This window comes from Bradyrhizobium sp. WSM4873, assembly GCF_055811355.1.
In genome coordinates this window covers 99,800-118,495 of sequence record NZ_JBVVPS010000015.1, presented here as the reverse complement: position 1 = coordinate 118,495, position 18,696 = coordinate 99,800, and the positions used below count along the sequence as shown (strand labels likewise).

Below are 18,696 nucleotides of genomic sequence, written 5' to 3'. Positions count from 1 at the left end.
CCCCGGCCCCGCCGCCGCGCGGCGGGCCGGCGCTCTCCACCCAAAAAAACCCCACCCACACCATCCTGGCGCTGTCCCCCAACCCCCCCACCCCCCCGGCACGCGGCCCGCGCTTCTGGCCCCGCGCGCCCCTCTTGTTTTGGCGTGACGTCGCGCGCCGCAATTTCGGCCGCCTTGTTGCGGCAAAGACACAGAGCCACAAGCCTCGCACAAGCTTCACGGGCTATCGTCGCCGTTACGACAGGTTGGGCCTTGACGCTTTTGCGCAGCCCAAAGGCATGACGCCGCCCTGCCGTACCGGTGCAAGTCCGGTATGTCCCCAAATTTAATTCAATCTCCAAAGGGACATCAAAATGGGTTCTAGCCTCCTCACCAACTCGTCTGCAATGACCGCGCTGCAGACCCTTCGCAACGTCAGCTCGCAGCTCGCGACGACGCAGAACCGGATATCGACCGGCATGCGCGTCTCCACGGCCTCGGACAACGCTGCCTATTGGTCGATCGCGACGTCGATGCGCTCAGACAACGCCGCGCTCTCCGCGGTCTCCGACTCGCTCGGTCTGTCGGCTGCGACCGTCGACACCGAATATACCGCGCTGACCTCGGTCATCGGCGACAAGGACTCCGGCCTGACCAAGCTCCAGGCGCTGCTGGTCGAAGCCAAGACCGCCGGTATCGACCGCACCAAGATCCAGGCTGACATCACCCAGATCCAGCAGGACATGAAGCTCAAGGCCAACTCTGCGACCTTCAACGGCATCAACTGGCTGAGCACGACCGCCACCACGCCGACGACCTTCAACCTGGTGTCGTCGTACTCACGTGTCGGCGGTACGCCCACCATCGGCTCCATCACCGTGACCACCGCCAACTACTCGCTCTACACCTCGGCGCAGGGCGGCATTCTGGACACGGCCGGTTCGACCTCTCCGTCGATCGACACGATGAGCATCTCCGCGCTGACCGACTCGGCAGTTGACCAGACCACGCTCGATGGTTACATCGCGCAGGTCACCACTGGCATCAACTCGGTGGCCTCGGCCGCCGCCAATCTCGGTGCCGTCAAGAACCGCCTCGCGACCAACACTGAGTTCGTCAAGACCCTGATGGACTCCGTGGACCGCGGTGTCGGCCAGCTCGTCGACGCCGACATGAACGCGGAATCGACCCGCCTTCAGGCGCTCCAGACCCAGCAGCAGCTCGGCGTTCAGGCGCTCTCGATCGCCAACCAGAACAGCCAGAGCATCCTGTCGCTGTTCCGCTAAGTCGCGGCTTCGAAAACGACCGTGCTCCCCAGGGGGCACGGTCTCCGCTATGAACGGCGGATCTGACGGCACACGACGTGCCCCCATCGATCTCCTGACGCCACATCCCAGGCAACATGCCGTCGCCGATCGCACCGCAACCGGCCGTCCGCCTGTTGCCGATGCGCGCGATTGCGTCACTCAGTCTCTTGTAAAATTGCAACGCCTCGCCGGCGAACCGACACATTCGTGGTCTCGCACAACCTTCAGACAAGGTTGGCAGCAGAGTGTCCTCTACGTTCGCATTGGTACGAGGTCACATGCTGCTCAGTCGTGCGCAGGTACAGCAACTGCTCAACAATCTGCTCGAGCTTGGGCCGCGACGCCTGATGGCCTTGGGATTGATCGGTTTCGCCGTTCTCGTCACCGTCGTGGGCGGCGCCTATTATCTGAGCCGGCCTGAATTCGAAACGCTCTATACCGGCCTTTCCCGCGAAGACGTGACGCGCATGGGTGCAGCGCTGCGCGAGCAAAACATCACCTTCGACGTCAACACTGCCGGCGACGCAGTCTCGGTGCGTCCGAGCCAGACCATGCAGGCGCGGATGCTGCTCGCCGAGAAGGGGCTGCCGACCAGCGCCAATTCCGGCTACGAGCTGTTCGACAAGATTGGCTCGCTCGGTTTGACCTCGTTCATGCAGGAGGTCACCAAGCTCCGGGCGCTGGAAGGCGAGATCGCGCGCACGGTGCAGTTGATGAAGGGCGTGAAGGCGGCGCGGGTGCATATCGTGATGCCGGTGCGCGGGTCGTTCCGCGCGACGCAGCAGCCGCCTTCGGCATCGGTCGTGCTGCGCACCGACGGCGCGATCGAAGCACGCACGGCGCAGTCGATCCGTCATCTCGTCGCGGCGGCCATTCCGGGCATGAGCCGCGACAAGGTCACGGTGCTGGACGCCGACGGTTCGATGCTGCTTGCCGAAGAGGACGAGGCCACTGCCGCTCCGACTAAAATGGCGAGCCTGCAGAAGACGGTCGGCGGAATGGTTCAGGAGAACATCCGCAAGGCGCTGACGCCGTATCTGGGCCTCGACAATTTCGAAGTGAGCGTTGCATCGCAGCTCTCCACCGACAAGCGGCAGATCAACGAAACCGTCTACGATCCCGAAAGCCGCGCCGAGCGCTCGGTCCGGAACGTCCGCGAGAACGAGAAGTCACAGAACGCAGACCGTTCGCAGCCGACCACGGTGCAGCAGAATCTTCCCGACCAGCAGGTGAACGCCGGCGGCACCAAGAACTCCAGCGAGGACAAGACCCGCCGCGAGGACGTCACCAATTTCGAGGTCTCGTCCAAGACCACGACGACGGTGAGCGACGGCTATTCGGTGAAGAAGCTGTTCATTGCCGTGCTGGTGAACCGCGGGCGGCTCATTGCCGACCTGGGCGACAAGAGCAACCAGGCCATCCTCGACAGCAAGCTCGCCGAGATCAGCCAACTCGCGGCCACGGCCGGCGGGCTGGACAAGGCGCGCGGCGACCAGATCCAGGTGACGGCCGTCGATTTCATCGAAGGCTCGCGCGAACTGGCACCGGTGCCGCCAATCAGCTTCGTCGAGATGATCAACAAGCAGCTCGGCAGCGTCATCAACGCAGTCACGATCCTGGCCGTAGCTTCGATGCTGGTGTGGTTCGGACTTCGTCCTGCGGTCAACGGCATTCTGACCCACCGCGCGGCGCAGGAGCAGACCGAGGCGGCGGAAGCTGCCCAGCTCGAGTCGGCCGCCGGCGCCCTTGCATTGGCGGACAGCGAGGAGGCCGAGCTCAACCTGGTCGAAGACCTCGAAGGCAAGATGCAGCGAACGCCGCAGAAGCGCTTGGAGCAGATCGTCCGTCTCGATCAGATGCAGGCGGCAGCAATCCTTAAAGACTGGATGCGACGCGAGGAGGCGGCATGAACGCGGCAATCGGAAAGCTCCTGACGCAGTTCGACGCGAACGGGCGGGTCAAATCGCCTCCGCCTCCACCGCCGCCCAAAATCCAGGATGTGCTGACGAGGCCCAAGGAAGCCCGGCGCGAGCCTCAGCCGCAGCCTCAGACCCATTCGCAACCGCAGTCGCAGCCGCAGCTTCAGTCGCCGCCTCCGGCGCCGAAGGCGGAACCCCCGGCGGTCAATCTGCTGGACGACGCCTTTCGGCGCGGCCATGCGGCCGGCGTCGCGGAGGGCGAGTCCAGGATCGCCGAAGAAAGAGTTCGCAGTGCGATCCGGCTCGGCGAAGAGCGGGCCAAGTGGTCCGACCAGCAGGCGGTGGCGGTCGTCAGCGGCTTCGAGACGGCTTGCCGCGAAATCGAGACCAACATCGCGAGCTCCGTTGCGCGGATATTGCTGCCGTTCCTCGCCGATGCGGTCCGCGACAAGGCGATCGGGTCGCTGGTCGAGCAGATTGCGGCGCTGACCGGCAATTCGCCGGTGCCGGTATTCAAGGTCACCGGCCCGAGCGAACTGCTCGACCTGGTGAAGACGCAGCTCGGGACGGCGCGGCGAACGGGTTTCGAGTATGAGGCCGCCGATACTTTTGAGGTTCGCGTCGTGGCCGACCAGACGGTGATAGAGACGCAGATCTCGGCCTGGAGCGAGCGCCTGAAAGAGGCGCGCCGGTAGTCCGTCATGAATGAGGTCAAGTCAGAACTCGTCATCATCCGCCGGCGCAGCGCCTTCGACGACGAGAAGCCGCACGGCGGCGTCTGGAAGATCGCCTATGCGGACTTCATGACCGCGATGATGGCGTTCTTCCTGGTGATGTGGCTGATCAATGCGCTCAACCAGGATCAGAAGCAGGTGGTCGCGAGCTATTTCAATCCGATCAAGCTCGCGGAAAACGCACCTGCCCCGAAGGGTCTCAAGGATCTCTCCAAGAAAGAGCCGTCGTCGTTCGACGGCCAGGACGGCAGGCGCCAGCCGGGAGGACCGAGCGAGGAACGTCGCGGTGACTCTCCCACGGCCGAGAAGCCGCCCTTCTACGAGGAGAAGGTCCTGTTCCGTGATCCCTATACGACGCTTGCCGAGATCGCCAGCAGCGCGAACCAGGCCTCGGGGCAGCGGCGCGCCGGCGCTCTGACGTCCGCCGAGGAGGATGGCCTCAAGGGAGGCGACGCTTACCGCGACCCGTTCGATCCAGGCTATTGGAAGCTTGCGCCGCAGGCAGCCAAAGATGCCGATCGCATCATCGAGGCCGAGCCCAAGCCCAAGCCAGAGCTCGAGCCTAAGCCGAATTCACTCGCGCGTGACACTGCGTCCGGCACGGGCCAGGTCGAGCCGCAGGCACGCCGACCCAGGCAGGACGATGCCGGCGGAAGTGTCGCTGCGAACGCCGATGCGTCGTCCGCAAGCCTGTCGCCTCTGCTGCCGCCGGGGCCCGCGGCGTCGCAGGCCTCACGCGAAGGGAGCGCGCAGCCGGGCGCCCAGGCTGGTAATCAAGCCAATGCCGCCGCGCAGCCGCGTCCCAACGACACGACGAAGGAATCCGAGCCGCGCGACGCGGCTCAGGCCCAGCAACTAGCGCTCAAGCAGCTTCAATTGGCGATCGCGGATGCGCTGTCGGACGTCAAGGCCGGCGCGGGACCGGTGGCCGAGGTGCGTCAGGTCGAGGAAGGCCTGCTGATCAGCCTGACCGACGATGCGAATTTCGGCATGTTCGCGGTCGGCTCGGCCGAGCCGCGGCCCGAGCTCATCCGTGTGATCGACAAGATCGGCCCGCTGCTGACAAAGCGTCCCGGCCTGATCATCGTCCGCGGCCACACCGACAACCGGCCGTACCGTTCGGAGACCTACGACAACTGGCGGCTGTCGACGGCCCGTGCGCAGATGGCCTATTACATGCTGGTCCGCTCCGGCGTCGATGCGCAGCGGATCGAGCATGTCGAGGGTTACGCCGACCGGCGGCCGAAACTTCAAGACGATCCCGCGGCCGCGCAGAATCGTCGGATCGAGATCATGGTCCGGGAGAAGCGTCCTTGACCAGGCCTCTTCTCCGCGCCGCGCTGCTGATGCTGCTGCCGTTCACGGCGGCAGGTGCATTCGCCGAACCGGCACCGGCGTCGGTCGAGCCATATGAGCTCGTTCGGGCGTTGCAGGCCGTGCAAGACGGCATCGCCAATGGCGATACCGCAGCACACGGTAGCCACGGCGCATTGATCCGGCAGATCGGCGAAAAATTTCTTGCCGCCGATCCGGGCGTGTGGAGCAACCCGCAGAACGGCCAGGCCGCTGTCATCTACCTGCTCAGCGGCGGCGCGCCGCAAATCATCCGCAAGCTGCCGCGCGACAAGCTGAACGTCGATGGACGGCTGTTCGATGGCGCGCTTGCCTATGTCGAGGGTCGTCAGGACGAAGCGCGCGAGCTGCTCAAGGACGTCAAGCCGCGGACGATTCCGTCGGGCCTGGGCGGGCAGGTCGCGCTGGTCCAGGGCGCGCTGTTCGCACGCGCCGAGGCATCGCTTGCAATCGAGCGCCTGGATGACGCGCGCCTGCTCTTGCCGGGCACATTGGTGGAGGAGGCAGCGCTGCGGCGCGAGATCCTGTTGGTCGGGCAAGCCGAGGATTTCGACAAGTTCGAGTTCCTGGCGCTGGCTTATATCAGGCACTACCACAACTCGGTCTATGCCGGGGACTTCTGGCAGCGTTTTTCCACGGGCCTGACGCAGTCGACCCTCGCGCTCGACGAGCGCCGGTTTGCGCGGATCACCACCCTGCTGGAGCAGATCGACCGCGCGAGCCGCCTCAAGCTCTATCTCGTGATTGCGCGGACCGCGATGGTGCGGGGAGGGCTGGCCGTGACCCGGCTTGCCGGCGAGCGTGCCCTGACTCTCAGCGCCGACGCCTCGGCGGAGCGCGAGCGGGCGCATTTGTTCCGCGGCGTGGCGCGGGCGCTCGCCGACGAATATGACGGCGGTCTCGCCGAGTTGAAGGCGCTCGACCGGTCGAAGCTGCCCGAGCGCGACATTCCCTTTCTGAATGCAACGGTGCAGCTCGCACTCGACGTTCGCAAGCCGTTCGCCGGCGGATCCGCCGCCGCAGCCGACAAGCCTCCGGTCACGCCGGCGCGTGTCGATCTGGCGTCGTCGACTGCAACGCTTGCGCGCGCGCAGAGGCAGCTCGGCGAGCTCGAACTTCTCACCAGGGATCGCCGCCCATGACGAAGCTCAGTGGAACCTCCGGACAGGTCTTTTCGAGTCTCGCCGAAAGCCTCAACATGCGGGGCACATCGCGCTCCGGCAAGAGCGCCGGGACGAAAGCGCAGGCGGACTCGTCCTTCAACGATCTGCTGCATACCGTCTCGAATCTTGCGAAGCGCGCGCTCAACGACGAGGGCAGCGACACGGCCGTGAAAGCCGGAACGCTGCGGACGCGCCCGGCGCATCAGAGCGGGAAGGACAACGCGAGCGACGAGACGGTGCACCAACGTATCGCGGCGGTCGAAGAGCCCAGATCCAGCGAAGAGACCACCGAAAAACCTTCCGACAAAAAGACCGACAAGTCGTCCGGGAAACATGGACCCCTCGATCATACCGAGCAGGCCGACGTCCAGAGCCGATCGAGCATCGCCGGGATCATCGGGCAGGAGATCGTCGCCGGGCCGCCGGTCGTGCAGCCGCAGATGCAAGCCCCGGCCGGCGACAAGAAGGATGCGTCCGGGCGCGACGAGCGGTCTTCCACGACGAAGCGCGACGTTCAGGCCATTGGTACGGCGAAGGCGACGACAGCCGAGCCCCCATCTCTCGTGGCTCCGACCGGCGCGCATTCGCAGGCCGCGGATTCGCACGCGGCGACCAGCGCCCGGGCGACATCGACGGACGGCAGTGAGCCATCGCCGAAAGCAACGGCACCCGGCTTTGAGACCGTCGCGGCCAATGTCGAGCGTGCCGCCAAGGCTTCGGCGCGGGACCCATTGCCCGAGACGACTAAGGTCACCGTGGTCCAGCAAGAAACCCATCTGCCGCCGGCGCAATTCAATGCGCCGCAACAAGTTGCCAACGCCGTCGTCGTCGAGCTGAAGGAATCTGCGGCACCGGCGGCGTCCGCGGCCCCGGATCTTGCAGCGTCCCAAGTCAATGCGCCGGATCAGCCGCTCAAGATCCTGACCATCAATCTCGAGCCGCCCGCGCTCGGCAATGTCACCGTGCGCCTTCGTCTCGTCGGCAACGAGGTGTCCGTCCACCTCGCCGCCGAGCGCAAGGACACGAGCCAGATGCTGGATCAGCAGCGCGATTCGATCCGCGATCTGATGCAGTCGGCGGGCTACGTCGCCGACGTCGCGCCCGTCCAGCACGGCTCGCTGGATGGATTCCAGAGCGGCTCCGGTCAGTCGCAGCCGCAGCTCTCGAGCCAGCAACAGCCATCGCCGCAGTCGCAAGGCACGTTCGACGGTACGAGCAATTCGTCGGGACAAGCGGACGGCGGCGCGAAGCAGGCCCGACAGGAGCGCCGGTCCAACGAGGAGACGCGTCATGACCAGGACGTGGCGCCGCAGCTTCGTCGCGGCCCTGTTTATCTGTAACGCCGGCGTCGCGACCGCTGCGACCGACAATTCGCGCCCGTGCGAGCGCGAGATGGCGCGTGCGTCCCGGCAGCACGGAATTCCGCTCGGCATTCTCTACGCGGTCGGCCTGACCGAGACGGGGCGGCGCGGCGCACTTCATCCTTACGCGCTCGGCGCCGAAGGACAGACCGTGTTCGCCAAGGACATGAACGACGCGATCGCCAACTTCGAGGCCATGCGAGCCAAGGGGATCAAGCTGATCGACCTCGGCTGCATGCAGATCAATCATTACTATCACGGCGACAAGTTCGCCTCGGTCCGGGCGATGTTCGATCCCGCAGGGAATGTCGACTACGCCGCGCGCTTCCTGAAGGAGCTGAAGCAGCGCGAGGGCAGTTGGACCATGGCAGTCGCCCGCTACAATGCAGGCCCCAACAACCAGCCGGCACAGAAGCGCTACGTCTGCCACATCGTTGCGCATCTCGTCTCCAGCGGCTTCGGCGCGTGGACCGACAAGGCGCGCTCGTTCTGTCAGCCCAAGACGACCTAAGGAGCCGACATCAAATTGTGTATCGCTCCCAATCATCAGCCCCGCGCAAGCAACAGCCTCCATTGTAACCGCAACCTACCAAAGGAGCCCAATTCATGAGCCTGTATGGTGTTATGCGCACCGGCGTTTCCGGGATGAGCGCGCAGTCCAACAAGCTGTCGACGGTTTCGGACAACATCGCGAACGTCAACACCACCGGCTACAAGCGGGCTTCGACCGAGTTTTCCTCGCTGATCCTGAAGAGCGGCTCGGGCAATTACGATTCCGGCGCGGTCGAGACCACGGTGCGCTACGCGATCAGCGATGCCGGCAATTACCAATTTACGACCTCGGCGACGGATCTCGCGGTCCAGGGCAACGGCTTCTTCGTCGTGCAGGATCCGAACGGCAACAACTTCCTGACGCGCGCCGGTGCGTTCGTGCCAGACAACACGGGCAACCTCGTCAACGCCGCCGGCTTCCAGCTGATGGGCTACAACATCCAGAACGGCGCCGTGCCCAACACTTCCGCCAACGGTTTCGGCAACCTGCAGGTCATCAACGTCAATCAGATGGCGCTGCAGGCGTCACCCTCGACCAAGGCCACCGTGGCCGCCAACCTGGATCCGAGTGCGGCAATCGTTGCTGCACCGGCCGCTGCGGCGGGCCCGGGTAACTACACGTCGAAGACGTCGATGGTGACCTACGACAACATCGGCAACGCCGTGACGCTCGACGTCTATGCGGCCAAGACCGGCGCGAATACGTGGGACGTCGAGGTCTACGATCCCGCGGGCAACGTGCTTACAGTGCACGGCGCTGCCACGACGTTCAAGTTCGACGTAAGCTCGACCGGAAAAGGCAAGCTCGATCTGGTCGGCCCGCCGCCGAGCGCGACATCGCTTACGGTGGCGATCCCCGGTGGTTCGGCTGCCTTCAACATCGACCTTTCGGCCATGACCCAGGTCGCCTCCAGTTTCGACTTCAAGGCGACCGTCGACGGCAACGCGCCCTCCGCTGTCGAGAAGGTCAACATCGACGACAAGGGTGTGGTCACCGCCGTCCTGAAGAACGGCACCACGCTGCCGAGCTTCCAGATCGCGCTCGCCACCGTTCCGAGTCCCGACCGTCTGACGCCCGAAGTCGGCAACGTCTACTCGCCGAACCTGGATTCTGGAAACGTGCAGGTCGATGTGTCTGGCAAGAGCGGGCTCGGCACCATCCAGTCGGGTGCTCTGGAAGATTCCAACGTCGATCTCGCGGACGAGTTGACCTCGATGATTGAGGCGCAGCGCGGCTTCACCGCGAACTCGAAATCGTTCCAGACCGGCGCCGATCTGCTGGACGTGGTCGTTAACCTGAAGCGCTGATTTCTTCAGCGCCCGTCCCCGGCAAGAGCAGATCATGAACCTTACCGCCGCTCTCGAATCCGCCCGCTCCTCGTTGATGGCGTCGGGCATCCAGTCGTCGGTCATCTCGCGCAACATCGCCGGTGCCAGCTCCACCGGCTATTCGCGCAAGATTGCCGTCCTGGACAATCTCCCGGGAACCGGCGTCTACGTGGCGGCGATCCAGCGCGCCGCCAGCTCGGGTCTTTACACCAACGTGCTGACCGCAACCTCGACGTCGGCCAAGCAGAGCGCGATCCTTGACGGTCTCCAGAAGATCGCATCTGCCACGGTGGACGATCCGGAACTCGACCAGTCGCCGACGGCGCAGCTCAATGCGCTGAAGAAGGCGCTCCAGCAATATGCCAACGCGCCGGACAACACCACGCTGGCGCAGGCGGCGGTCACGTCTGCCAAGGACATGGCGACCGCGCTCAACCAGGCGACCCAGACCGTGCAGTCGGTCCGGGAGGGCGCAGATGCTGACATGAATACGTCGGTTCAAAACATCAATCGGCTGCTCTCCCAGTTCCAGACCGTGAACACCGCGATCGTGAAGGGGACGATCTCCGGCGACGACATCACCGACTACCTCGACCAGCGCGACAGCATCGTCTCGCAGCTGTCGCAGGAGCTCGGCGTGACGATGTCGACCCGTCCCAACGGAGACGCGGCGCTCTATACGGACAGCGGCGTCGTGCTGTTCGACAAGACGGCGCGAACGGTGAGCTTTGCGCCGACGAACGCCTATACGGCCGGCACCACCGGCAATGCCGTCTATATCGACGGCGTTCCGGTGACCGGCGCCAATTCAGCGATGTCGCTCAAGTCCGGCAAGCTTGCTGGCCTGGCGCAGCTGCGCGACAATGATACGGTTACTTACCAGAGCCAGCTCGACGAAATCGCGCGCGGCCTGGTCGATGCCTTCAAGGAAAGTGACCAGTCGCCTGTTCCGACACTGCCCGACGTCCCCGGTCTCTTCACCTATCCCGGCGCACCGGCGATGCCGGCGAGCGCCACCGTCCTGGTGGGCCTCGCTGGTACGATTTCCGTCGCCGCATCGGTCGATCCCGCCCAAGGCGGCAATCCTAATCTGCTGCGCGATGGCGCGATCAGCGGCAACGCCGCATACCAATACAATACCGCCGGCAACGGCGGTTATTCGGCCCGGCTGCAGCAGCTCATCGGCGCCATGGATGCGTCGCAACCGTTCGATGCGACCACGCAAGGCAAGCCGAACGGCAGCTTGATCGACTTCGCGTCGTCGTCGACGAGCTGGATCGAAAACCAGCGCAAGACCGCCGACTCCAACGTCACCTATCAAAAAACGCTGCTCGACCGCAGCACGGCGGCGCTGTCGAACGTCAGCGGCGTCAACATGGACGACGAGATGTCGTTGATGCTTCAGGTCGAACGCACCTATTCGGCCTCGTCGAAGATCATCTCGACCGTCGACGAAATGTTGCAGAGCCTGCTGGCCGCCGTGGGAAATTAAGTCATGATGAGCGCAAACTACATCTCGACCTTGATGCTGTCTTCGTCCTTGAGGTCCTCGATTACCAACAATCAGGCCGCACTGGCCAAGGCCTCGAAGGAAGCCACCACTGGCCGTTTCGCCGATGTCGGCCTCGAGCTTGGTGCCACGACGGGAGGCGACGTCACCCTGCGGGCGGATTTGAGCTTCGCCGATCAGCTCGTCGATACCAACGGGCTGGTCTCGGGACGCCTGGACATCACGCAGAGCCGCATCACCCAGCTTGGTTCGACCGCAACGGACTTCCTCAAGGACCTGATCGCGGCGCGCAGCACCGACGGCGGTGGGCGGATCATCCTGCCGCCTGCGTCCTCAAACCTCCAGGATCTGATTGGCGCGCTGAACGTCTCCTATAACGGCTCGTCTCTCTTCTCGGGCATCAACACGCAGAACACGCCGATCACGGCCTACACCGCGGGCTCGGCCAGCAAGAACCAGGTCGACGCCGACTTTCTTGCGACCTTCGGCTTCTCGCAATCATCGCCCAGCGTGAACACCATCACCCCGGCCCAGATGCAGACCTTCCTCGACACCACCTTCGATGCGGAGTTCGCGAGCCCGGCCTGGAACACCAATTGGTCATCGGCTACCGACCAGGTCATGCAAAGCCGGATCTCCACGACCGAGATCGCCGATACCTCCGTCAGCGCCAATCAGACAGGCTTCCGCAAGCTCGCCGAGGCCTACACCATGATGGCAGATCTCGGGAACGCGAACCTGGACCAAGCGACGTTCCAGGTTGTCGTGGACAAGGCCATCGGCCTTGTCGGAAACGCCATCACTGACCTTGCTACCCTCGGCGGCGACATCGGCACGGTCCAGCAGCGGATCACCTCCGCAACCGACAAGCTCAAGACGCAGCAGGATATTCTGAACAATCAGATCGTCGGTATAGAGAAGGTCGATCCGACGGAAGCATCGGTCAGGGTCAACACCTTGCAGACGCAGATCCAGACGGCACTTGCGCTCACCTCGCAGCTCCAGAAGATCAGCCTCATCAACTATCTCTAAGTCCAGCTCCTTCGTAAGGCGCGTAACCCTTGTCTTGTTGTTCGGTCTCCTGCGCAGAGTTGTCCTGATGACGTTTGAAGCCTATGAAGCGGTCGTCGACGAGAGCGGCTATGAAGCGCGGGGCCGCGAGCGGCAGGCGCTCAGCCTCGGCATCGACCGGCTCGAGCGGATCCAGGAGGACCGCTTCAGCCTCGAGGATCTGGTCGAGAGCCTGCTCTATGTGCGGCGGCTGTGGACGATCTTCATCGAGGATCTCGCGCACCCGGAAAACGGGCTTCCGGAGAAGCTGCGCGCCGACATCATCTCGATCGGGCTGTGGGTGGTCAAGGAAGCCGACCGCCTTCGCGAAGAAAAGTCGAATGACGTGATCCAGCTCATCGAAATCAATCGCCTGATCCGAGACGCACTTTGATGAAGATATCCTTGCGTGCGGGCGAACGGGTCTACATCAACGGCGCGGTGCTGCGCGTGGACCGCAAGGTCTCCGTCGAGCTCGTCAATGACGTGATGTTCCTGCTCGAAGGGCAGATCATGCAGGCCTCGGACGCCACCACGGCGCTGCGGCAGCTCTATTTCATCGTCCAGCTCATGCTGATGAATCCGACCGATGTCCGGGATGCTTCGGCTCTCTACGGGCAGCATCACGCAGCTCTGCTCGCGGTGTGCGAGAGCCAGGAGATGCTGGTTGGGCTTGGCGCGGTCGACGACCTGGTCGGGGCGACCCGTTATTTCGAGGCGCTCAAGCGGATCCGGGCATTGTTTCCGGTGGAGCAGGCCATCCTGGCCGGCGCCAAGATCGATTCCCCATTCGAGGCTGCCTGACAGCGGAGAGCGACATGAACGTCACCAGCGCGACCGATAGCACCAGCAAGTCGACCAGCACGACGACGACGACGTCGAGCACGGGCGTCGATTACAACACATTTCTTCAGCTCCTCATCGCGGAGATGAAGAATCAGGATCCGACCAATCCGATGGATACCTCGCAATATATGAGCCAGTTTGCGCAGCTCTCGTCGGTCGAGCAGGCAATGCAGACCAATAACAAGCTCGACGCTCTGCTGTCTTCGCAATCGCTGTCGCAGGCCAATGGGCTGATTGGAAAGACCGTCAGCTTCACGGACTCGACCGGAGCGAGCTTCAGCGGCAAGGTCGCTTCGGTTTCCATCAACAGCGACGGCTCCATCGCAACACTCGAGAACGGCACGAAGGTCGCGATCGGCCCCGGTCTCACGATCAGCCAGTCATGAACGAACGGGATGCTCTCGACATCGTCCAGGCGGCGATCTGGACCATCATCGTCGCCTCCGGGCCTGCCGTCGGTGCCGCGATGCTGGTCGGCACCATCATCGCGCTGATCCAGGCGCTGACCCAGATCCAGGAGGTGACGCTGACCTTCGTTCCGAAGATCATCGTCATTCTCGTGGTCGTCGCCGTCTCTGGCTCCTTCATCGGAGCCCATCTCTCCACCTTCACCGAGATGGTCTATTCGCACATCGAGCGCGGCTTCTGATCCGGGCGGTCCCGGCCGCCTCTGCCCCCCTGCCACCACCCCCGCGTAAGCTTTGCACGGCAGATTACGGGCCGGATCCTCTGCCGGTGACCCATGTCCGATACGTTAGCTGCTAGCCTGCCGACCCCGCGACGATTGGGCGCCGACGCCTTTTTCGCCGGCGGCATCGTGGCCATGCTCACGATCCTGTTCCTGCCCATACCGCCGATCCTGATCGATCTCGGCCTCGCATTCTCGATCGCGCTCTCGGCGTTGATCCTGATGGTCGCGCTCTGGATCCAGCGCCCGCTCGATTTCTCGGCCTTTCCGACCGTGCTCCTGATCGCGACGATCCTGCGGCTTGCGCTCAACGTCGCAACGACCCGCCTGATCCTGTCGCGCGGCGGGGAGGGGGAAAACGCCGCGGGCCATGTCGTCGCCGGCTTCTCGAAGTTCGTCATGGGCGGTGACTTCGTCATCGGCCTGATCATCTTCGCGATTCTGGTCACGGTGAATTTCGTCGTGATCACCAAGGGCGCAACGCGTATCGCCGAAGTCGGCGCCCGTTTCACTCTGGATGCCATCCCCGGCAAGCAGATGGCGATCGACGCGGATCTGTCCGCGGGCCTGATCGACGACAAGGAAGCCCAGCGCCGGCGGCGCGAGCTGGAAGAGGAGAGCGCGTTCTTCGGCGCCATGGACGGCGCCTCGAAATTCGTTCGTGGCGACGCTGTCGCCGGCCTGATCATCACCGCGATCAACATTTTCGGCGGTATCATCATCGGCGTGACGCATCACGGATTGACGCTGGCACGCGCCGCCGACGTCTACACCAAGCTCTCCGTGGGCGACGGTCTGGTAACGCAGATGCCGGCGCTGATCGTGTCGCTGTCGGCGGGCTTGCTCGTCTCGAAGGGCGGCACCCGGGGGTCGGCTGAGCAGGCGGTGTTGCGGCAGCTCGGCGGCTATCCGCGCGCGGTGTCGGCCGCCGCGCTGATGATGTTCGTGCTCGCCCTGATGCCGGGGCTGCCGACGGCGCCCTTCCTGCTGCTCGGCGGCGTCATGGCCTTCGTCGGGTATTCGCTGCCGAGGCGGCAGGCAGCCCTGAAGCAGAAGGAAGATGCGCGCAAGGCCGACGAACGTGCCCAGGTCGATGCCAAGGAATCCGTCAAGGAATCGCTCAAGACCGCGGAGATCGAGCTAGCGCTCGGCGGGCACCTCTCGGTCCATCTGCTGGGCTCGCGCAACGAACTGGCGCACCGCGTGGCCAAGATCCGCAAGAAGTTCGCCAAGCAGTACGGCTTCGTGGTTCCCGAGATCAAGCTCACCGACAATCTGTCGATCGATCCCAAGGGATACCAGATCCGGATCCACGACACCCGTGTCGCCCAGGGCGAGCTCCGGCTCGGCGAAGTGCTGGTGCTGGTCGACAAGGACGGCAAGCCCGACGTGCCCGGCGAAGAGGTGATCGAGCCGGCTTTCGGCATGAAGGCGCTGTGGGTGACGGACGCGTTCACCGACGAGGTCAAGCGTCAGGGCTGCAAGCCGGTCGACAATCTGTCGGTGCTGCTCACGCATCTGAGCGAAGTGATCAGGGCCAACCTCGCCCAGCTCCTGTCCTACAAGGACATGCGCGGCCTGCTCGACAGGCTCGATCCCGAATACAAGCGCCTGGTCGAGGATCTCTGCCCGTCGCAGATATCGTATTCGGGGCTGCTGGCGATCCTGAAGATCCTGCTGGCCGAGCGCGTGTCGATCCGCAACCTGCATCTGATCCTCGAAGCCATCGCCGAGATCGCGCCCCATGTTCGCCGCTCCGAGCAGGTGGCAGAACATGTGCGTACACGTCTTGCCCAGCAGATTTGCGGCGATCTCTCCGACAACGGCGTGCTCAACGTCGTCCGTCTCGGCAACCGTTGGGACTTGGCGTTCCACCAGAGCCTGAAGCGCGACGCTAAGGGCGACGTCGTCGAATTCGACGCCGATCCGCGCCTGATTGAGCAGTTTGCGACCGAAGCCAGCGCCGCGATCCGCAAGTTCACCGAGAACGGCACCAGCGTGGTGCTGGCGGTGACCCCGGAAGCGCGTCCCTACGTCCGGATGATCCTGGAGCGGGTCTTCCCGACACTGCCGATCCTGTCGCATGTCGAAGTCGCGCGCAGCACCGAGATCAGGGCCCTCGGAGCCATATCGTGATCAGCGGCCTCACCGACAGCGTGCTGGTGACGTTCATCGTGTTCTGCCGCATCGGTGCCTGCCTGATGCTGGTGCCTGGCTATTCCAGCGTCAACGTTCCGGCCCAGGTCCGCTTGTTCGTCGCGCTCGTCACGACATTCGCGCTGACGCCGATCCTGATTGCTGTCCTGAAACCTCTCACGGAGAACGCGGCGCCGCTGACCCTCGTGCTGCTGATCTGTTCCGAGCTCGTGGTCGGCAGCGTCATCGGCCTCGGCGGTCGCGTGTTCTTTCTCGCACTCCAGACCATGGCCACTGTAATGGCGAGTGCGATCGGGCTGAGCAACATCCCGGGGACGCCGGTCGGCGACACCGATCCGGCGCCGGCCCTGGTGCCGTTGATCATGACGTCCGTCACCACGCTGTTCTTCATGACCGACCAGCACTGGCAGGTCCTGCGCGGGCTGATGAACTCCTACGACGTCTGGCATCCGGGCGACCGGCTCGGCGGCAGCATGCCGCTCGACCAGCTCGTCGGCCGGCTGTCGGAGGCATTCGTGCTGACTCTGCGGATCGCGAGCCCTTTCATCGTCTATTCGGTCGTCGTCAACCTGGCGGTCGGCCTGATCAACAAGCTGACGCCGGCGATTCCGGTCTATTTCATCTCCGTGCCCTTCGTGCTGTTCGGCGGCTTCCTGCTGCTCTACCTCACCAGCGACGAGCTCCTGACGCAATTCATGCTCGGCGTCTCCTCGTGGCTGGCGGAGTGATCGGTCATGACGTCGCGCGCGGACAAGCTCGGCCGCATGGTCTCGCTCGTGAAGCTCCAGCTTCGGCTGTCCGAGTGGCAGCTCGCGCAGCTGCGGCAGCAGGAGCGCAGCTTGCAGGACGAGCAGGAATGGTTGGTCGGGACTCTCAACGAGGGGAAGCCGCCGGCGGGATCATCGAGCGAATCGATCGCGCGGCGTCTGACCAGAACCAGCGTCGGCGCGCGCACCATTCAGGCCCAGGCCTCGCAGCAGCTCGACCAGGTTCGCGCGGAGAGCCGCCGTGTGAAGCAGTTCGAGCAGGTCGCGAAGGCGGCGCTTGCGGACAAGCTTCGCGACGCCGAGAAGCGATCGCTCGAGGAGATGACGGGAACAAGCCTCACCGTGCGCGAGTGGACGCCACGGCCAGCCAACCGGACCAAGACATGATCGTGACAGCGACACCCGACCTCGTTCTCGACGTCCTCGACGCCGCCGATCCCGCGACGCAGCGCGCGGCCACCGCGAAGCTCGACGCGTTGAAATCATCGGATACGGATTTCGCCGCCACGATGGACGCGGAGGTCGGCAAGGCCAAGGCTGCGGCCGCCGCCGAACAATCCGCGGCGAAGGCTTCGGAACCGCAGTCGGGTGCGGTGAACGGCGCGCCGGTGCAGGTGATCAAGGCGCCGGCATCCGGCGAGGTGTACCGCAAGTTCGAAGCTTTCATCCTCCAGACCTTCGTCGAGACGATGCTGCCCAAGGAATCGGAGGAGGTCTTTGGAAAAGGCACGGCCGGCGGCGTCTGGAAGTCGATGCTGGCGGAGCAACTTGGTGCTCAGCTGGCAAAGGGCAAGGGCATCGGCATTGCCAAGCAGCTCGCTGCCGCGCATCCGGCGGGGCCGGACACTATGGGCAAGGCCGGATGACGTTCCGGGAATGGATCACAGAAGTTGAAGGGTGAATTTCATATGCAGGCACAAGAAGGCGCGGCGGCCATGGTGATGGAACAGCCGGCCGTGGACACCGGGGCGATGACGACGGCCGCCGCGTCGGGGGATGCCCTGTTGCCCGTGCTGTTGCCGAATGTCGGCGGCGAGGTGGCGAACGACGGCGGGGACGCGGCGAGATCGGACGAGGTACGCGGCCTCCTGGCTGCGATCCGCCGGCTCGAAAGCATCGTGGAAGAGGAGACGGCCGCGCTCGCGACGGGCAAGAAGGTCGACTTCGACGAGTTCAGCGCCCGGAAGAGCCGGAGCATGCTGGAATTCGTCCGCCTGATGCGGGCGCGAATGCACCTCGGCGGCGAGGTCGAAATCACCGAGGAGATTCAGCGGCTGCGCGAGAAGCTCGAGCGCAACCGTTCCATCCTGGAAATGCATTACGATGCGGTGCGCGAGGTCGCGACCATCATCGTCAAGGCCATCAAGGATGCCGAGTCGGATGGCACCTATACCGGTCGCGCCGCACAGGATGGAACATGATCAGACTCGTGCTGGCCGGGCTCTGGGTATGCATCCTCACCGCGGGAACGAGCTATGCCGTGGCCTATTGGAAGGAAAATGGCAGCCTGCTGCCGGCAAAGGACGAATACCTTGACGGGCTGCAGTACCAGAAGACGCGGGCGCTGAGCGTGCCGATGGTCGAGAGTGGCAACGTGCAGGGCTACATCGTCGCGCGCTTCGTCTATACGGTGGAGGCGCGGACCATGCACCAGCTCAGCGTTCCGCCCGAGCCGTTCGTCGTCGATGAAGCCTTCCGCAGGATCTATGCCGACGACCGCCTCGATTTCAGAAAACTCGCCCGTTACGACCTCTCCATCCTCACGACGGCCATCAAGCAGCGTGTCAACGAACGAATGCAGGCCGAAGTCGTCCAGGACGTCCTTGTCGAGGACTTCAATTACGTGTCGAAGGAAGAATTCCAGCAGAAGCCCTAGGGTATTACCGGTTTCTGAGTGAATCAGAAGCGAGCCTCTAGAATCGCACTTAGACGCGAGCCGCAGCGCCGGTACTGCCGCGCCTCTGTTCGCGGTCGACGTCGC

20 protein-coding genes are annotated in these 18,696 nt (G+C 64.1%); all 20 read left to right on the top strand.

Going from position 1 to position 18,696, the window contains the following annotated elements:
- Nucleotides 1-353 precede the first annotated feature (353 nt).
- The 20 genes from AC0L21_RS20630 to AC0L21_RS20535 all read left to right on the top strand — a co-directional run bounded on the left by AC0L21_RS20630 (nucleotide 354) and on the right by AC0L21_RS20535 (nucleotide 18,591).
- Entirely contained in the window at nucleotides 354-1,265 is a 912-nt protein-coding gene (locus AC0L21_RS20630; protein ID WP_473263666.1) for a flagellin N-terminal helical domain-containing protein, read from the top strand.
- A 299-nt stretch (nucleotides 1,266-1,564) separates the two neighbouring features.
- A complete protein-coding gene (gene fliF / locus AC0L21_RS20625) occupies nucleotides 1,565-3,196 on the top strand; it encodes a flagellar basal-body MS-ring/collar protein FliF (protein WP_473263665.1) in 1,632 nt (543 codons plus the stop codon).
- Nucleotides 3,193-3,900, top strand: coding sequence for a hypothetical protein (locus tag AC0L21_RS20620; RefSeq protein WP_473263664.1), 708 nt, complete (start codon nucleotides 3,193-3,195; stop codon nucleotides 3,898-3,900). The genes fliF and AC0L21_RS20620 overlap by 4 nt, the downstream gene beginning before the upstream one ends.
- Before the next feature lie 6 nt (nucleotides 3,901-3,906).
- A complete protein-coding gene (locus AC0L21_RS20615; protein WP_473263662.1) occupies nucleotides 3,907-5,256 on the top strand; it encodes a MotB family protein in 1,350 nt (449 codons plus the stop codon).
- Nucleotides 5,253-6,434, top strand: coding sequence for a chemotaxis protein (locus AC0L21_RS20610; protein ID WP_473263661.1), 1,182 nt, complete (start codon nucleotides 5,253-5,255; stop codon nucleotides 6,432-6,434). The genes AC0L21_RS20615 and AC0L21_RS20610 overlap by 4 nt, the downstream gene beginning before the upstream one ends.
- On the top strand, nucleotides 6,431-7,795 hold the full coding sequence (gene fliK / locus AC0L21_RS20605; RefSeq protein WP_473263659.1) for a flagellar hook-length control protein FliK: 1,365 nt from the start codon (nucleotides 6,431-6,433) through the stop codon (nucleotides 7,793-7,795). Before AC0L21_RS20610 ends, fliK begins: the two co-directional genes overlap by 4 nt.
- Nucleotides 7,746-8,327 (top strand): transglycosylase SLT domain-containing protein, encoded by a 582-nt coding sequence (locus AC0L21_RS20600; protein WP_473263658.1) that lies wholly within the window; start codon nucleotides 7,746-7,748, stop codon nucleotides 8,325-8,327. Before fliK ends, AC0L21_RS20600 begins: the two co-directional genes overlap by 50 nt.
- Nucleotides 8,328-8,422: 95 nt before the next feature.
- Entirely contained in the window at nucleotides 8,423-9,676 is a 1,254-nt protein-coding gene (locus AC0L21_RS20595; protein WP_473263657.1) for a flagellar hook protein FlgE, read from the top strand.
- 34 nt (nucleotides 9,677-9,710) lie between these two features.
- Entirely contained in the window at nucleotides 9,711-11,189 is a 1,479-nt protein-coding gene (flgK, locus tag AC0L21_RS20590) for a flagellar hook-associated protein FlgK (RefSeq protein WP_473263656.1), read from the top strand.
- 3 nt (nucleotides 11,190-11,192) lie between these two features.
- A complete protein-coding gene (locus AC0L21_RS20585) occupies nucleotides 11,193-12,239 on the top strand; it encodes a flagellar hook-associated family protein (protein WP_473263655.1) in 1,047 nt (348 codons plus the stop codon).
- A gap of 67 nt (nucleotides 12,240-12,306) precedes the next feature.
- Nucleotides 12,307-12,651 carry a flagellar biosynthesis regulator FlaF gene (gene flaF / locus AC0L21_RS20580; RefSeq protein WP_473263654.1) on the top strand — a complete coding sequence of 115 codons (345 nt, stop codon included), beginning with the start codon at nucleotides 12,307-12,309 and terminating at the stop codon, nucleotides 12,649-12,651.
- A complete protein-coding gene (gene flbT / locus AC0L21_RS20575; RefSeq protein ID WP_007613934.1) occupies nucleotides 12,651-13,061 on the top strand; it encodes a flagellar biosynthesis repressor FlbT in 411 nt (136 codons plus the stop codon). Before flaF ends, flbT begins: the two co-directional genes overlap by 1 nt.
- A 14-nt stretch (nucleotides 13,062-13,075) precedes the next feature.
- Nucleotides 13,076-13,489, top strand: a complete 414-nt coding sequence (gene flgD, locus AC0L21_RS20570; protein WP_063995069.1) for a flagellar hook assembly protein FlgD — start codon at nucleotides 13,076-13,078, stop codon at nucleotides 13,487-13,489.
- Entirely contained in the window at nucleotides 13,486-13,752 is a 267-nt protein-coding gene (gene fliQ, locus AC0L21_RS20565; RefSeq protein WP_018453982.1) for a flagellar biosynthesis protein FliQ, read from the top strand. Before flgD ends, fliQ begins: the two co-directional genes overlap by 4 nt.
- A 93-nt stretch (nucleotides 13,753-13,845) precedes the next feature.
- A complete protein-coding gene (flhA, locus tag AC0L21_RS20560) occupies nucleotides 13,846-15,927 on the top strand; it encodes a flagellar biosynthesis protein FlhA (protein ID WP_007595850.1) in 2,082 nt (693 codons plus the stop codon).
- A complete protein-coding gene (gene fliR, locus AC0L21_RS20555; protein ID WP_456768230.1) occupies nucleotides 15,924-16,676 on the top strand; it encodes a flagellar biosynthesis protein FliR in 753 nt (250 codons plus the stop codon). The genes flhA and fliR overlap by 4 nt, the downstream gene beginning before the upstream one ends.
- A gap of 6 nt (nucleotides 16,677-16,682) precedes the next feature.
- On the top strand, nucleotides 16,683-17,102 hold the full coding sequence (locus AC0L21_RS20550; protein WP_473263653.1) for a hypothetical protein: 420 nt from the start codon (nucleotides 16,683-16,685) through the stop codon (nucleotides 17,100-17,102).
- Nucleotides 17,099-17,581: a rod-binding protein gene (locus AC0L21_RS20545; RefSeq protein ID WP_473263652.1), complete on the top strand. Its 483-nt coding sequence runs from the start codon at nucleotides 17,099-17,101 to the stop codon at nucleotides 17,579-17,581. The genes AC0L21_RS20550 and AC0L21_RS20545 overlap by 4 nt, the downstream gene beginning before the upstream one ends.
- A 42-nt stretch (nucleotides 17,582-17,623) precedes the next feature.
- Nucleotides 17,624-18,136: a flagellar biosynthesis protein FlgN gene (locus tag AC0L21_RS20540; protein ID WP_473263729.1), complete on the top strand. Its 513-nt coding sequence runs from the start codon at nucleotides 17,624-17,626 to the stop codon at nucleotides 18,134-18,136.
- Nucleotides 18,133-18,591: a hypothetical protein gene (locus AC0L21_RS20535; RefSeq protein ID WP_473263651.1), complete on the top strand. Its 459-nt coding sequence runs from the start codon at nucleotides 18,133-18,135 to the stop codon at nucleotides 18,589-18,591. The genes AC0L21_RS20540 and AC0L21_RS20535 overlap by 4 nt, the downstream gene beginning before the upstream one ends.
- Nucleotides 18,592-18,696 lie beyond the last annotated feature (105 nt).